Consider the following 16,041-nt stretch of genomic DNA (forward strand, 5'->3'; position numbering starts at 1 on the left):
AGGAACTTTGGCGCCAGCACTTCTTACCCGCGCGCCAACAGGCGGGGCTTCGGCGGGCACTCGACATGCAGGTGCACCGTGTCGCCGCCCGCTGAAGCGGAGAACTTGTCGTACGAGGTGTACTTCTCGTCGTTCAGGATCGGCTGGCCGCACTTTCCGCAGAGCCTCTTCATGAGGTCTTCCCCCTACGCGCCTTCGACCACTCGTGACGCAATCGATCGGCTTCCGGACACGCTCGGGACGTGTCGGCCCGGCACGGGACGCACGAAGAGCAGTGCTCCATCAGTGACAGATACCTGTGGGCCACTGGGTCGGTCACAGCCGCGCTCGTCCGGCGCGCGCCGCCGCCGCTCACGGCGTGTTCTCCGAAACCGTAGGAGCGCCCACCGCGAGCATGCGCGCAATGCGGTCGGCGCACTCCCTTTCAGCGCCCCGCTCACCGATCTCGTAGTCGAATCCGGTGACGTACCGGTCGGCGACAGCGACAATCTCCTCGGTGAGACGGCTGTTGCGGGGGTTCGTGACGTGCAGCCGCAGTTCGGCTTCGTTCACGACCACCTGGAGGCGGTGTTCTTCCAGGTGGGAAGCGAGTTGTCGCAGGTCGTCAATGTCCACGGATCGACGATCCCAGCCGGTCCGCTGGTTCGGGATACGACAATCTATGACACGGAGTGGATCATGCGAACGGTGACGATCACGGGCAGCCGCAACACAGGGCACCGGACGCCTGAGGAGTACGCCCGGATCTTCGAGGCCTATGTGGGGCCGTTCGCGAACGACGACGCGCACTTCTGCATCGGCGGCGCCGTCGGCATCGACTCCTTGGCCTTGGTCTGGCTGGCCGAGAACACTGCAGCGGACCTCACGGTCGTCGTGCCGGGCACTGTCGGGCAACAGCCCCCCGAGGCCCGGCAGGCAATCGCCCGTACCCGCGACCGGATCAAGGAGATCGTCGAACTCCGGGCCGCAGAGCTGGAATCTGCCGCGTATCACGCACGGAACCGGTGGATGGTCGACCGCTCGTCGATGACGATCGGCTTCCCACACCGCGACGAGTCCGGCTCCGGGACGTGGCAGACCATCAACTACACATCCGATCAGGGGAAGCCACGCCTGATCGTGCCCGTGTAGACGCCAACTGCCGCACTCTGGACGGATGGACGGCGTGAACGGCATGGACTGTGGCACAGACCGAGCTGCGGGGGCGGCCTCGTTGAAGGCGCTGCGACACCGGCGCGGCCTGTCGCTCGCCGGGCTCGCCCGCGCCCTGATCGGCATCGCCGAGGACCTGCACCAACCCCAACTGCCGTCCGTGGTCAACGTCCAGCGCTCAGCGGCCCGTTGGGAATCCGCGAAGGCGCCGATGCCGGACGAGCGGTACCAGTTCCTCCTGGCGCATCTCTACGCCCGAACCCCCGGGGGCGGCCTCCCCCTGGGTGCGGGATCCGACTTCGCCGAGTACCTGTACGCGCTCGGCCTCTTCGGGGAGAGCGAGCGCCGGATCGGTGAACTGCGCAGCCTCGTCGTCCGCGCTACGACCGACGACGGTGGCGGCATGCTCGCACTTCTCGCCCCGGGTCTGCGAACCGGCCTCGCCACTGCGCTGGCAGACCCGGCGCAGGCGGACGACCGGACGGTGGCCGGGCTCGCGTCCGTCGTGTCCGACGTCAACGCCGAAGTGGGCTCGCTGCCGATGGTGCGTCTCCAACTCCTGCTCGCCCCCGCAGTGGAGGCGGCCCGCCGCCTTGTCGCCGGGCCTACACCCGAACCGCTCCTCCCCCGCCTGCGGGAAGTCATGGTGGCCGCGACAACTCTCGCCGGGCGGCTGGCCTTCGAGACCCGCGACGACATGGCGGCCCACGCCCTGTACGCGGAGGCCACCCGCGAGGCGAATCTGCTCGGCCAGCCGTGGCGACAGGCCGGCGTCCAGCTGAGCCACGCCCTGGTCACCCTCTACTCCGCGCGGGGCCTCGAAGGCGCGCGCCAACTCGTCGACGACGCGGTACGGGTGGCGGGGTCGGGCGACTCGGTCCTCGTACGGGCACGAGCACACGCCCTGCGAGCGGAGATCGCGGCCAGGGCCGGACAGGACCGTCAGGCGCAGGGGGCGCTGGCACTGGCGTGGTACGACGTCGAGACCGACCACGCCGACGACCCCGCCCCGGCCTCGTTCACGCCCGCGTACCTCCGTGGCTTCGAAGGCGTCTGCGAGTTGTACGTCGGCGATGCGGCGGTTGCGCAGGATCGGTTCGCGCACTCGGCGGAAGCACTCCGTGCGCCGCGCGAGCAGGTGCAGCGCGCGATCGTCCGGACCGACCAGGCGCTCGCCCGCATCCGCCTCGGGGAACCGAGGGCCGCGGCCGATCTGCTGCACGAGTGTGTGAGCGGGGCGACGGCGACGGGCGGCCGGGTGCCTGCGATCCGGCTTCGGCGAGCGCGGCGCGAGCTACGGCCGTGGCGGCGGGAGGAGTGGGTGACCGACCTCGACGACCACCTCATGGACGTACTCGGGTCGTGACGGGATCCCGTGCCGGACGGCGGCAGTTCAGGAGGCGTCGCCGACAACAGTCGGCGGGGCGCTCGTGATGTTGGATGGCAGGAAGCTGAAGAACATGGCGAACACGGAGAAGACCCGGTACGCGATCCGCCTCGCCGAGGCGTGAGAGGAGTTCGACGGTGGCTGAGGACCTGTCCGCGGTGGCGCGGTTCCTGTACGAGGCGGGCACGCTGAAGCAGACCAGGCGCACCGGGTGGTGGATGGCCGGCGTACGCGACCCCGAGTCGGTGGCCGAGCACTCCTGGCGGACCGCGCTGCTCGCGACGATCATCGCGAAGCTCGAAGGTGCCGATCCTGCGCAGGCGGCGTTTCTGGCGGTGTGGCACGACTCGCAGGAGACCCGTACCGGCGACGTGAACCACCTCGGCAAGAAGTACGCCTCGGACGCGGACCCGCAGGCCGTCACCGCCGACCAAGTCGCGGGCATGCCCGAGGTGTTGGCCTCGGCGGTGCGGGAGATCGTCGCCGAGTACGAGGCCAAGGAGTCCCCGGAGGCGATCTGCGCCCGGGACGCCGACAAGCTGGACTCGCCGACGCGGTGCTGGCTACGGGGTCTCTGGACTGGCTGCGGGCGGCGCTCGGGGAGAAGCGGGGCTGACTTCGGTCCGTTTCCGGGTCGGTCCTGTCGACAACGGCAGCTACGTCAGTGGCTCCTACGACAGTTGGAGCAGCTGGACGCCGACAGCGGGTAGCGTGCCGTCGGCGTCCTGCCTCACTCCTCCTCGTCCGCTCGGTAGTCGCCGTTCGCCACATCGAAGAGGAGCGAGTGCCAGAATCCCGGATCCTCGCGCAGGGTGGACGGGTCGATTTCCTCGATGGCGCTGCGGAGTGAATTCGTGATCTCTTCCAGTTCGTCGGGATCCGCGTCGGCAGCGGTCTCAGAGGTCTTCCTCTCGAACACCTCAAGACATTCCGCGAAAGCCTGCGGTGAAGCACTCACATGGAATTCGGTGGACGCGTACGCCTCCACATACAGGACGGCACCGGTCTCAGCGTCGACGTAGTAGGACCCTTCGCCCTCCACGTCGTACCCGATCCGTACGACCTCGCGGTCCACCGCCCCGCCGAGGTCCGGGCCGTCGGCCTCGTCCGCGGTGAAGAGGACGGAGGCCACGGGCAGGCCGGTGGCCGTGAGGAACTCACGAGCCACCCGGTCCTGGACTCGTCCCACATACGAGGCCGAATACTGATGGTTCTCCATGCGATGAACACCTTGTTCTGATCGTGGCCGTTCCGACCGTCCCGTTCCGGTCAGCCTATTGGAACGGCAGCCCCCAGTTTCCTGACTTGGCGTCGCGGAACAACTGGCTCACGGCCGACTTCCTGGCGTCCTGCGCCGCCTTGCCTTCGGCCGAGGTCGTCCATGGCCAGGAATACGACGTCGGAATCCCCGCGTCGTCGAGCTTGCGGCGGCACTGGTTCGTCCCGATGCACGGTTGGAACTCCGAGTACATTTCGGTGATCGAGTCCCCGTGCTCCCTCATCAGTTTCAGTTCCGCGTGGTTGCCGCGTCCCCGTGACGAGTGCGCGACCGCGATCCGGGACACACCGTCCGAGTCGACGTACCGGGCGGCGGCAAAGTTGTTGCCCGTGTTGGACGTCCTCAGGCGCTCCTGGATGACCGCCTGGCTCAGGTCGGTGCTTCCGTACTCGACCTCACAGTTGTGGACGAGTACGGGTGCCGCGCCCGCCAGTACGTAGTACGTGTGCAGACTGCTGACGCTGAGGTTGTGGACCGTGGCGTCGGGCGCCGTCCAGCGCTTGACGGCAGTGACCTGGACGAGGGTGCCGGCACCGGTCTGGAGCCACTGGCCGGCCTTGAGGTCGGTGGCCTTGATCCAGGTGCCCAGTTCCGGAACCCAGAAGGGGTGGCCGTCGGTCGCCGTGACGTCGGCGGTCTGCGAGCCCTTCGTGCCGTCGGTGTCGATGGTGACCTTGACCAGGTGCTTGACGCCCTCGCCCTTGATCTCGGAGGTGACCGTCTCCACCCGGGTCTCGCCCGTTTCCGGGTCGGTGGCCATGACCCGCTCGCCAACCTCGACGTCCTTGATCTCCTTGGCGGAACCGTCGGCCATGAGAACCCGGGTGCCGGGCGTGAAGCTGTTGGTCGTGCAACTGTCGGCGGACCCGCCACCGTCCGAGCCGCCGTCGGACCCACCGCCGCCCGAGTCCGCGTCATCGCGCCCCGAACCCCCGCGGGAACCTCCCGACTTGGACTCCGCCCGGCCTCCGCCGGATGAACCCTTGTTCTGCGCGGTCTTGCGAGCCTGGACCTGCGGAGCATTGCCCCGCGCGCCCTTCGACCCTGTGTGCGCCTTCTTCTTGGCGGCCTCGGCGGCGGCCTTGGCCGCCTCTCTCGCCTTCCGTTTCGCCTCGGCCGCGGCAGCCTCCGCCGCCTTCTTCGCCTTGATCAGCGCGGCCTTGGCCGCCTTCGCCGCCTTGAGGCCGATCTCCGCGGCGGCCTTGGCCGCCTTCCACGCCTTCACCGCGCTCAGCGTCGCGTTGAAGGCCTTCCACATCTTCTTGCCCTTGGAGAAGACACTCGTCCACGGAATCGCGTCCATCAGGAGACTGCCGCAGGCCCACAGGTCGCCCTGGGAGAAGCAGCCGACCACGTCGTTCCAGCCGATGAACTCCTTGAACACCGCCCAGCCAACCGACAGGATCACATCGCCGATCGAGACCGACAGGGTGCGCTGGTACTCGGCGATCTGGCTCTCCAGCGCCGCGATCGACGCGTCGAAGCTCGACGCCGACGAGGTCAGACCGGACGGGTCGGAGTGCGTGATCGGGTTGTTGTTCGCGTACGAGTAGCCGTTCGCCTGGAGCGGGTCGCTGTGGTCCAGGGCCGGGTCCGCTGACACGAAGCGGCCTGTCGCCGGGTCATACTCCCGCGCGCCCAGATGCACCAGGCCCGCAGCCTTGTCGTCGTCGCCCGTCGCGAACGCCGTGCGCGAGCGCGCCGTGTTGTACCCCTTGCGGTCCTCGCCCCAGGGGTCCTTCTTCGTGATGCGGACCGCCTGGCCGCCGTCCAGCCGGACCTCGGCCAGCGGGGTGCCGTTGTGGTCGACCGCCTGGGCGAACAGGTGCTCGCTGACGCCCGTTGCCGAGGACGCCTCGCGGTAGCGCGTCACCGTCGGGGCACCCGCGTGGCCGTAGGAACGCTCGGCCGAGCGGACCTTGCCCGAGACCGTCAGGGAGACGGTCGTGTCCGGCAGGTGCAGCACCGCACCGGAGGTCGAGCGCTCCAGTACGCGGTCGCCCATCGCGTCGTACACGTACGTCGTCTTCGAGGCCGGCTTGAACACCTGGCCCGTCGCCGACGCCGAGCAGGTCGCCAGAACCAGGTCGGTGCTGTTCGCGGTGGACGGCGCGTTCATGCACAGGGTGGTGCCCACGAGCTTGAGCAGTCCCGTGTCCAGGACCTGCCAGCGCTGCGTCGTGACCGTCTTGTCGCAGGGCTGGACCTGGACCGCCGCTCCCGCCGCCGCACTGGTCGGCTGGGCGCAGGCGCCCGCGACAACGAACTGGCCGATGGTCTTGTCCTCGACCGTGCCGTTGTTGTCGGCATCCAGCGCCTTGAGGCGGAAGTTCTGTGCCTTGGACGCGTTGCACACGTAGATCTGGATGATGCCGCCGGCCGCGGGGTTGCCGCCCGCGAGGTCCAGGCACATGTCGGACGCACCGACCCAGGCCCCGGAACCGTCCGGGCCGAAGCCCGTCACCGACTCGACCTGGCCGTCCCACGTCCAGGTCAGGACCTGCTCCGTGTCACCGCCGGTGGTGCGGTTCGTGAGGTTGCCCGCCGCGTCGTACGTCTGCGTGGAGCGGGTCTTGACCTCGGCCCCGGCCGCCGTCTTGTACGTGGTGTCGTATGAGGTCAGGGTGTGCGGCTGGTCGTTCCTGACCGTTGCGTCGTCGCTCTTGCCGTAGGCGTAGTCGGTGACCACGTCGTTCTTGGTGTCGACCACCCCGGATGTGATCGTCGGGTCCGCCTTGTGGACCGTCTTCGACTTCCGGTTGCCCAGCACGTCGTACTCGTACGACTGCCAGTAGCCGTCGTAGTTCGACGAGACGTTGACCTTGCCGTCCGAGTACACCGGCTCAGCCGTCGTCTTACCGGTCGCCGTGCAGGCTCCCCCGCTCGGCGTCGTCCACGCCGTCCTCAGCTGACCGAGCGTGTCGTACGTGAAGCACTGCCGGTCGGTGGTGGCCGTCGTACCCGAGCCGAGCTTGTCCGCGACCGACAGGATGTTGCCCGAAGGGTCGTAGGCATAGGCACGCGTGCTCACCGTGTGGTCGGGGACGACGCCCGTGTCGGCAATGTTCTCCCGGACGAGCTTGCTGGTGAGCAGTTCGCCGGTCGACTCGTCGAAGGAGTTGTCCTGCCAGACCCGGTGGCCGACCTCGCCCACCGTGGAGCGCATGACCTGGCCGTACGGCGAGTAGGACGTCTCGGCGACGTACCAGTCCTGACCGGAGACCGTGGTCGGGAGCCCGGCTTCGTTGTAACGGGTGATGACGGACTCGGCGCTCAGGCCGCCCACCTCAGGGGTGGTGTACTTCTCCAGCTGACCGTCGTCGTTGTACGTGTAGTCGTACGTGTAATTGGTCTTGAAACCGTCCGCTGTCGTGCCCGAGGTCGTGCCGTCCGGCAACGTCAAGGTCATCGACGTCGGCTGGTAGTCCGCCGTGTAACCGGCGATCGACGTCTTGTACGCCTTGCCGCCGTCGTTGTAGCGGGTCCCCGAGGCCAGCTGGCCCTTGCCGCCGGGCGCCGAGTCGTAGACGTACGACTGGACTGTCGTGCCCGAACTGGAGCCCGCCGGGGTGGACTTGATCTCCGAGACGCGGTGGAAGCGCTCGTAGCTGTAGGTGAGTTTCCCGCCGAGGGCATCGGTCGCCGTGTCCACCCGGCCGTACGCGTCGTAGTCGGTGTGCGTGGCGCCGGTGTCCGGGTCGGTCGTGTCGGTGACACGGCCGAGAGCGTCGTACGTCCAGGTGCGGGTGTGCCCCACCTCGTCGGTGGACCTGAACATGTCGCCGCGCACGTCGTACTCGTACGCCGTGGAGATCGCCCCGGCCTCGGTCAGCGCCGTGTCGCTGTACGTGTCCTGCTGCACCGTGCGGCCCAGCACGTCCGTCCACACCCGGGAACCGGGTGTGCCCGTGGGCTGGCGGACGATCGTGTAGTCGAGGCCGTACTGGTAGCGGGTACGGCGGTCCGTGGTCTTCACCGTCGAATTGCCGTCCACCGCATCCTCACCCGTCTGCGGGAAGGAGTGGTGGACGGGCGTGACGGTGAGAACGCGGCCCAGGCCGTCGTACGTGTAGGTGGTCGCGTTGGGGACGAGCGACTCGGAGACGGGGACGATCAGGTCGGTGCCGGGGGCGCCCGCCATGTAGTAGGCGTTGCGGGTGAAGCTGACCTGGCCGGCCGCGTTGTGGAACGTGTCGGTGATCAGCTTGCCGCCGCCCACCGCCGGCGTCTGGGACTGGCGTTCACGGCCCAGGCCGTCGTAGATCGCGGTGGACAGGGTGTACACGCCGTCGCCGGACGCGCTGCTGGGGTTGTCCTGCAACGCCTCCGTGACCACGGACACCGGCTTGTCGGCGACCGTGTTGTACGTGTAGCGCGCGTCGGGGTCGTCCGTGGCCGGCTGGGTCGGGCCCCAGGCAGCCGTGGTGCGGCCCAGCGGGTCGTACGCGTACGCAGTGACGCGGTCGTTGGCGTCCTTCGAGGTCAGGGTCGCGCCTCGGCCGGGCTCCACCTTGGTGGTCGTGACGAGGCCCGTTTCGGCGCCGCTGCTGTCGGTCTTGGTGCCGTGGACCGTCTTGATCTCGTAGACCTGGCCGGAGCCCGGTGTGTAGGTCGTGGTGTCCGTCAGCCCGGTCGGGTCGATGACCTTGGTGACCCGACCGAAGTCGTCGTACGTCGTCCGCGACTCGGGGCTGGTCGTCTGCCATCCCGTGCCCGCAGCCGTGGGCAGCTCGGTACGGGTCACCTGCCCCTTGGTCGGCGTGGCCCCCAGTTCGGTGGAACCGTCGTAGTAGACGCGCGAGCCGTTGACCATCGTCGTGGACGTCGACGCCGACAGGTCCGTCGAGCAGGTGGTCGTACCGGTCGTCGTGACCGTCCTGTTGACCAGACCGACGAGGTAAACACCGTCCGTGGCACCGGAGTCGTTGTGCACGTACGACGTACGCGTGCACGAGTCGTCGTTCGTCTTCGCCGTGGCCGTGTCACCGAACTCACGAACCTCGGTCGGCAGACCGTACTTCGCGTCGTAGTCCGTCTCCGTCAGCGCGGTACGCAGCGTCGCCGAATCCCCCGGCCGTGTACCCGACGACTTGGTGACCGTCTTGACCTTGCCCAAGGTGACGCGCTCGGAGACCACGTCCGGACCGTCTGTCCGGTTACGTGTCGCCAACCGCACCGGCGCATCCGGATAGTTGACCGTCCGTGACAGCCACCCCGACGACGTGGACGCACCCGAATCCGGATAAGTCAGCGACTCCGCGACCATCCCCGCATACGCCTTGCGGTCGTCCGCGATGTCCGCACCCGTGACGTCCTGGACCTTGAACGAGCGCTTGACGTCGTCGCTCGAGTCCTTCGGTGTGCTGTCGTCCAGGACGTCGTCGCTCATGCCCCGGAAGTAGCGCGTCACCGACTTGGAGGCGACACTCCCATCCGGGGCCGACGGGACGCCCGAGATCGTCGTGATCACCGGGTAGCCGCGCCAGTCGTCCCACGTGCGGGTCTTGGGGCGGGAGAACTCCGCCTGGTTCTTGGCCCAGAGGGCGCCTACCGTCTTGTTGGACGTGTCGGTGTCGTACTCGTACGTCGTCGTGACGTCTGTGGCGTCCGCCAGCTGCGGGTACTCGGTGATCGACTCGACCACGTACTTGTGGAACCACGAGATGCGCTTGTCGGTCAGTTCGCCGTCCGCGTGCCAGTAGGCCGGGTAGCAGCGCAGGGTGTTCTTGTCGACCGCCGGGAAGTCCGTGCCCGTGGCGCAGGCGCCCTCCGGTGCCTTGTACGTGACGTGGGTGCGGCCGCCGTACTCCGAGACCACGTCCTGGATGCGGAGGCGGCCGAAGAGGGGGTCTGTGTCGCCCGTCGCCTTCTTTACGCGGTTGGGCAGCACCAGCTTGTTGCGGCCGAAGATCACCGGGTTCAGGCGTTCCGTCGAACCGTCCACCGCGTAGCCGGTGCGGGTGATCGACTCGAGCCAGAGTGCGGTGTACTCACCGGTCAGGCCCCACGGGAACGACTGGGCCAGGCTCCAGGAGTCCACCTTCGACAGGGCGGTCGTGCCGTACGTCGAGTCGTCGATGCCGCAGGCGTTGCGGGAACCCGTGTCGTCCGTGGAGTTGTACTCGGTCAGCTTGACGCCCTGCTCGCGCTGGGCGCACGCCGTCACCGTCGCCAGGCGCTTGCGCGACCAGAACGTGGGGGCGTACGTCGAGCACTTCGTGTTCGTCTTGCAGGCGAGGTCCGCCGGGGTGTCGAACCACGGGCGGGTCAGGTACGACTGCTTCGAGTCGAAGCTCGTGTTCGAGCAGTCCCAGGTGTTGTCGCCGTCCTTCTCGAAGCAGCGCTCCTGGGCGGTGAACTTCATGCGGCCCAGCGGCTCGGCGGAGAAGAGGGTGGTCGCGCGCTGGCCGTAGTCGATGCGGGAGAGGTAGCCGGCCCGGTCGTACTCGACCGCCTTCGCCTCCTTGTTGTTCTTGGCGTAGGCGTTGGTCTCCTTGTGCCACCACAGCGACATCGCGTTGCCGTTGAGGTCGACGACGTAGTCGAGCTGGAAGCGCCAGCCCTGGTCGCAGAAGGAGTCCTCGAACTTGGTGGCGTGGCACGGGTCGGTGCTGTGGTTGCCGGCGACCGGCACGTTCAGGACCGACTTGGTCTCCTCCTTGCCGGAGGTCCAGCCCGGCAGGCGGTTCATGCCGAAGTAGTACTGAGTGCCGTCGCTGGTGGTGACCCGCCAGAACTCCCCGTTGTTGTCACCGTTGTTGGAGGCGGCGATGCCGGTGATTCGGGTGTAGTCGGCCGAAGTCAGCAGCTCCACGCGGGTGTTGTCGCCGCGCGAGGTCTTCCACACATCGTCGTCGTCATCGAAGACCAGCTCGGTCGTGGTGCCGTTCAGCGTCAGCACCGCGTTGTTGGAGCCCCAGCACTGGTCGCCGGTGAAGTGCTTGTCGTTGTTCGCGTCGGCCGTGTCCGCCGCGCAGCCCACGAAGGTGCGGGTGATCGCGCCCGGGTTGTAGTCCCAGCCTTCGCCGATCCAGGACACCTGGTTGTTCGTGCCTGACGTACGGCCGTCGGAGGACTGGGAGTTGTAGCTCAGGGTTACGTTCGGGGACGGGCCGGACGGGACCTGCGGGCCCGCCATCGTGTACGCGTACGTGAAGGCGCCGGACGAGCCGCCCTGCGACCAGGTGCCCGCCGAGGACAGCGGGGTCGCGGCGAAGTCGCCGCCCGAGCCCGCGCCGTAGGAGGTGCCGACCAGCAGGCCGCCCGCGGAGTCGGCCACCTGCTGCACGCCGGTCGCGCTCTCACCGCGCCATACCGCCGAGTCGACCGACCCTTCGTCGGTGCTCGCGGCCGTGGAGGCGCTCGTGGACGTGGCCGTGGACACCGAGGCCAGGGCGGCGGTGTCGACGGTCAGGTTGAGCAGGGTCTCCTGGATGTCCTTGGTGGTCGCCGTGGAGTCGGAGGTTTCGTCGGTCGCGCTGTCCTCGCCGGGGTCCGCCTCCGAGCCGGAGTCGTCGCCGCCGGCGTCGACCGAGACGGTCACCTCGTCGGTGGTGCGCTGGACCTCGGTGGTCACCGGGACGCCCGTGGAGCACTCCTCCAGCTCCGGCGTCGTCGCGTAGCAGGCCGGCATCAGGGCGAAGGACAGGCGGTCCAGCCACTGCGCGCTGTACGTCTCGGCGAAGCGGGTCGCGTCGATCTGGATGACCGCGTCACCGGTGGCGGTGTCGGGGGCGTCGATCTGGAGCATCACGCCCTGCGTACCGGCGGCCACCGCGTCGGCCTCGGGCTCGACCGTGACGTTCCAGGCGCCCTCGAGGGAGTCGGCCTGGGCCTGTGTCGCGCCGTCGGGTGCGGTGACACCGACGGTCAGCGTGCCGTCGGTGGAGGCGGCGACCGGCTTGGGCGTGCCGCCCGCGGTCACGTCGGCGACCGGGGCGGTCACGTCGACGGCCTCGGGGACCTGGACCACGGCCGCCGGGGCGTAGTCGGTCAGCTTCTCCAGCGCGGGCGCTTCGAGCTGCTCCAGCTTGTCGGTCTTGGTCTCGTCGACCGGGACGGCGTCCGTCGCCTGGAGCTCGTCCAGCTCGACCGCCGTACGGGCGTCGTTGTCGGGGCCGAACGCGACAGCGCCCTGCAACGAGGCGACGTTGAGGGCGAGGAAAACGGCGGCGACGACTCCTAGTCGCGCTCTTCGGCGGAACAGCCGATCACGTGAAGTTCTCTCCGTCAGCCAACCTTTGCCGCACCACGACAAGCCCCCACGCATGGTGGACCGACCTCTCCCCGTTTCCCCGTATCACCGTGCCGCACGCCCTCCGGAAAACGTTCGGAGTGATGGCACACAGTGATCAATGACGGGATGAAATTGACCCCTCGTGAAGATCTGCGTCAAGGTCAGATAAGTTTGTGTTAGCTATGTCACGCCCCAAAAAGCGACAAAGAACAGCAAAGAATCGCCATACCCCACAGCCACTTACGCCTCTCCTACTTCTCGACTTCACAGGGGTGTTGATCTCGCCGGGGTGGCTTGCACATACTCCACACGTCCAAAACGGGGGGTCGTGCGTTCAAGCGAGGCCCAAGGACAACGGGAGAAGGGTCCCTTGAGCGACCACGACAGTCATGACATTGCATCAACACCCCCTGGCAGACGGGGAGTTCGACGCGGCGTCGCCGCCGCGGTCGCCCTCGCGCTGCTGGCCGGCGGTGCCACCGTCCTGGCCCTGAGCGACGACGGGCCTGCCACGGAGAGGTCGCCCGCTGCGGGCGCGAAGGCCAAGGCGGCGAAGAGCCAGGTCAGCGCCGAGGACACGGCTCAGAAGAAGGCCCGCAAGACCGGCAGGAAGGTCGAAGTGGCCGCGCTGACCGACGAGTTCTCCCAGACCTTCGCCAATCCCGACGGCTCCTTCACATACACGGCCTCCGTCGCGCCGGTGCGGGCGAAGAACGCCAAGGGCAAGTGGGCGCCGGTCGATGTCTCGCTGCGGGAGGGAAAGGCCGGCTGGGTCACCGTCAACAGCCCCTATCCCGTGACTTTCGCCTCGGGAGACTCGGACTACAGCCCCGCCGCAGGCAAATCGAAGGCAAACAGCGCGGGCTTCTCCGGCAAAGCCACAACCAATCACGCGATCTTCACAACCGCCACCCGAGAGAACACCTCGCATTCCTCAGGTGAATTGCAGGTTAACGGCACGCATTCCGCCGACACCGTCGCCGATGACGCCGAGAACGCCTGGACGCCGCTCCTGACGATGTCCGCCGAGGGCCACGAGATCCAGGTCGAGTGGCCCGGCGGGCTCCCCGAGCCGGTAGTCGAGGACAACAGGGCGCTGTACGAGAACGTGCTGCCCGACGTGGACCTGATGCTGACCGCGCGGGACACCGGGTACACCCATGTCCTGGTCATCCACACCCCCGAGGCCGCCGCCGCGCTGGCCGCCGACCCGCCCCGCTACCGCTTCACCTCGCCCACCCTCGCCTTCTCCCTCGACCCGTCCACCGACGTCGTGCACGGCAAGGACAAGGACGGCAACGAGGTCTCCGTCTCGCCCACCCCGTTCCTCTGGGACTCGGCGGGCACGCACGACACGGACACCCCGGCCGCCGACCCGGACGCCGCCACCGGCAGCAACGAGGACGCCGAGGACGTCGAGGCCTGGACCTCGGAGGCGGACAAGTCCGCTGAGGCCAACCCCGAGGCCGACAGCGGGAGTTCGTCGGACGACTCCGACTCCCAGCTCGCCGGCGCGGACATCGACCCCGCCGCCTACTCCCTCCCGGCCGCCGCGGCGAACGAGACCCTCGCGCTGCCCGCCGTGAACGGGCCCGGCGAGGGCGCGCACGCCACCACCGCGGGGGCCTCCCTGAACCAGGTCAGCCGCGTCCTGACCATCGACCCGCCGAGCGGGTACCTCGACGCGGCCGGTGCCAAGGCCCCGGTGTACCCGCTGTTCCTGGACCCGTCCACCACCGCGACCCGGTCCAACTGGACCACCGCCTACAAGAAGTTCCCCAGCTCCAGCTTCTACGACGGCGCCAACTACAACCAGGACACCAAGGAAGCCCGCGTCGGCTTCGAGCGGGACACCTGGGGCACCGCCCGGTCCTTCTTCAAGCTCAAGCTCCAGAAGAACATCAAGGACGCCGACGTCTCCAGCGCCACCCTGAAGATCCTTGAGACCCACTCCTGGTCGTGCAGCAAGCGCACGATGCAGGTGTGGCGCACCGGCGCCTTCTCCAGCTCCACCACCTGGAACAAGCAGCCCAGTTGGAGCCGGAAGATCACCTCGAAGTCGTTCGCGTACGGCTGGAAGTCCAACAGCTCCTGCCCCGACACGAACGTCAACTTCACCGTGACCTCGCTGGCCCAGGAGGCCGCGGACAACGCCTGGACCTCCTTCAACATCGGTCTGGTGGCCTCGACCTCCTCCTCCGCGCCGACCGGTTCGGCGTCGAGCCTGGAGACGGACACGTACTCCTGGAAGAAGTTCAAGGCCGAGGGCGAGGGCTCGCCGTCGGTGGCCATCACCTACAACCGCAAGCCCGGCCTGCCGACCTCGGTCACCATGAGCCCCGGCTACTGCGACACCAGCGCCTCGCCCTACATCAGCCTCGGCAAGACCGTCCCGACGATCAGCGCCAAGGCCACCGACCCCGACAGCGACCTCGCCAAGCTGGAGTTCGAGGTCTGGCGCGAGGGGTCGTACGACGCCACCCACAAGTACTTCTCCGACTCGGTGGACGACGGCGAGACCGCCTCGGTCAAGCTCGACTCCAGCAAGTTCACGCTGGCCAACGGCTACAAGTACGTGTGGCGGGTACGGTCATGGGACGCCAAGGTCAGCAGCGCCTGGTCGCCCACGAGCGGCGCCGGGCTGTGCCGCTTCGCCTACGACAGCGACCTGCCCGACTCGCCCACCAACGTCACCTCGGCGCAGTTCCCCGCCGACAGCAACAACGACAGCAACGGCGAGGTCTGGTCCACGGTCAAGTTCGGTACCGCCGGTGACTTCACCTTCACCAAGGGCGCCGACACCGACATCGTGAAGTTCGTCTTCTCGATCAACAACACGACCTACGACCACTACGCCTGCGCGGGCACCAAGCAGGGCACGGGCGCGGCGACCTGCACCACCGTCATCTCCTCGACGGAGAACTACACGGGGATGCAGCCCCCCGCGGCCGGCCCCAACACCCTCTACGTCAAGGCCGTCGACTCGGCGGGCAACATCTCGCCGAACCCGTACAAGCACACCTTCTACGTCACTCCGCGCCCGACGGCCGACGCCGCCGGCGACCTCAACGGCGACGGTTCCCCCGACTACGGGCACGTCACCGCCGCCGGGAACCTCTGGATCAACACGACGGACCAGAACGGCAAGTGGAACGTCAGCTCGTGGGGCCAGCACGACAACGGCACGCTGCTGCGGGACGCCGGCACCGCCCCGCACATCTGGAACGGCGACAGCACGGCCCCCGCGTACTCGCTGGTGACCCACAACGGCGACTTCGCGCCCGGCGACGGGGTCACCGACTGGGTGATCCGCACCCCCGACAACCGGCTCTTCATCTACCCCGGTGACGGCTACGGCGCCATCAACGTCAGGGAGCGCGTCGAGGTACGGCTGCCCGCCAACATGCCGGCCCCGTCCACCTGGTCCGAGATGAAGGCGGCCGGCGACCTCACCGGCGACGGCCAGCCCGAGCTGTTCGTCGCGGGCGGCGTGGGCGGCGGCGAGCTGTGGATCCTCTCCGGCTACACGGGCGGCGCCTTCACCACCGCCACCCAGCACACCACCACCTCCTGGGAGGGCCGGGACTTCGTGGCCATCGCCGACTACAACGGCGACAAGGCGATGGACATGACGTACCGGACCTCGGCGGGCAACATCCAGCTGCGCAAGGGCATCCTCGCCAGCGACGGGGTGAGCACGGTCCTCAGCAGCCTGGGCACGTCCGGCGGCAGCCTGGACGGCGACGACGCCTACGCCTCCACGACGTTCACGACCGCCAACTACCCACTGGTGTACGGCAGTCCGGACCTCTCCGGTGACGGCATCCCCGACATGATCGCGACCAACACCGCGGGCGCCCTGCTCCTGTTCGCGGGCTCCGCCACCGCCAACGACGCGTCCCCGGACACGCTGGACGCGGACGGGTGGACGACGGTGAAGCGACTGGGCTAGAGCAGTACGACGAGGGGCCCTTTCCATCCGGTACC

The 16,041-nt window shown here is 68.3% G+C and carries 7 protein-coding genes and 1 pseudogene; 4 read left to right on the forward strand and 4 right to left on the reverse strand.

Features of this window, described 5'->3' with window-relative positions:
• Nucleotides 1-23: 23 nt before the first annotated feature.
• Together ACWCRB_RS20375 and ACWCRB_RS20380 are read right to left on the reverse strand one after the other, a co-directional pair.
• Nucleotides 24-173, reverse strand: coding sequence for a hypothetical protein (locus ACWCRB_RS20375; protein WP_235477825.1), 150 nt, complete (start codon nucleotides 171-173; stop codon nucleotides 24-26).
• A 178-nt stretch (nucleotides 174-351) separates the two neighbouring features.
• Nucleotides 352-615, reverse strand: a complete 264-nt coding sequence (locus ACWCRB_RS20380) for a hypothetical protein (protein WP_450997378.1) — start codon at nucleotides 613-615, stop codon at nucleotides 352-354.
• 63 nt (nucleotides 616-678) lie between these two features.
• Between ACWCRB_RS20380 and ACWCRB_RS20385 the strand changes: the two genes are divergently transcribed.
• The 3 genes and pseudogenes from ACWCRB_RS20385 to ACWCRB_RS20395 all read left to right on the forward strand — a co-directional run bounded on the left by ACWCRB_RS20385 (nucleotide 679) and on the right by ACWCRB_RS20395 (nucleotide 3,155).
• Entirely contained in the window at nucleotides 679-1,131 is a 453-nt protein-coding gene (locus ACWCRB_RS20385; RefSeq protein ID WP_450997379.1) for a hypothetical protein, read from the forward strand.
• Nucleotides 1,132-1,156: 25 nt separating this feature from the next.
• The gene (locus ACWCRB_RS20390) at nucleotides 1,157-2,518 is read left to right on the forward strand and encodes a hypothetical protein (protein ID WP_450997380.1); all 1,362 of its coding nucleotides are present in this window, start codon (nucleotides 1,157-1,159) and stop codon (nucleotides 2,516-2,518) included.
• A gap of 158 nt (nucleotides 2,519-2,676) precedes the next feature.
• Nucleotides 2,677-3,155: pseudogene (locus ACWCRB_RS20395) on the forward strand (HD domain-containing protein).
• A 114-nt stretch (nucleotides 3,156-3,269) separates the two neighbouring features.
• On the opposite strand, the gene ACWCRB_RS20400 reads toward ACWCRB_RS20395, so the two are convergent.
• Entirely contained in the window at nucleotides 3,270-3,812 is a 543-nt protein-coding gene (locus ACWCRB_RS20400) for an SUKH-4 family immunity protein (protein ID WP_450997383.1), read from the reverse strand.
• Nucleotide 3,813: 1 nt separating this feature from the next.
• Entirely contained in the window at nucleotides 3,814-11,958 is an 8,145-nt protein-coding gene (locus tag ACWCRB_RS20405) for a ricin-type beta-trefoil lectin domain protein (RefSeq protein WP_450997381.1), read from the reverse strand.
• A 466-nt stretch (nucleotides 11,959-12,424) separates the two neighbouring features.
• Here ACWCRB_RS20405 and ACWCRB_RS20410 point away from each other — a divergent pair, with 466 nt between their 5' ends.
• Nucleotides 12,425-16,006, forward strand: a complete 3,582-nt coding sequence (locus ACWCRB_RS20410) for an FG-GAP-like repeat-containing protein (protein WP_450997382.1) — start codon at nucleotides 12,425-12,427, stop codon at nucleotides 16,004-16,006.
• The last annotated feature ends 35 nt before the right edge of the window (nucleotides 16,007-16,041 follow it).

Source organism: Streptomyces sp. NPDC002156, assembly GCF_053593675.1.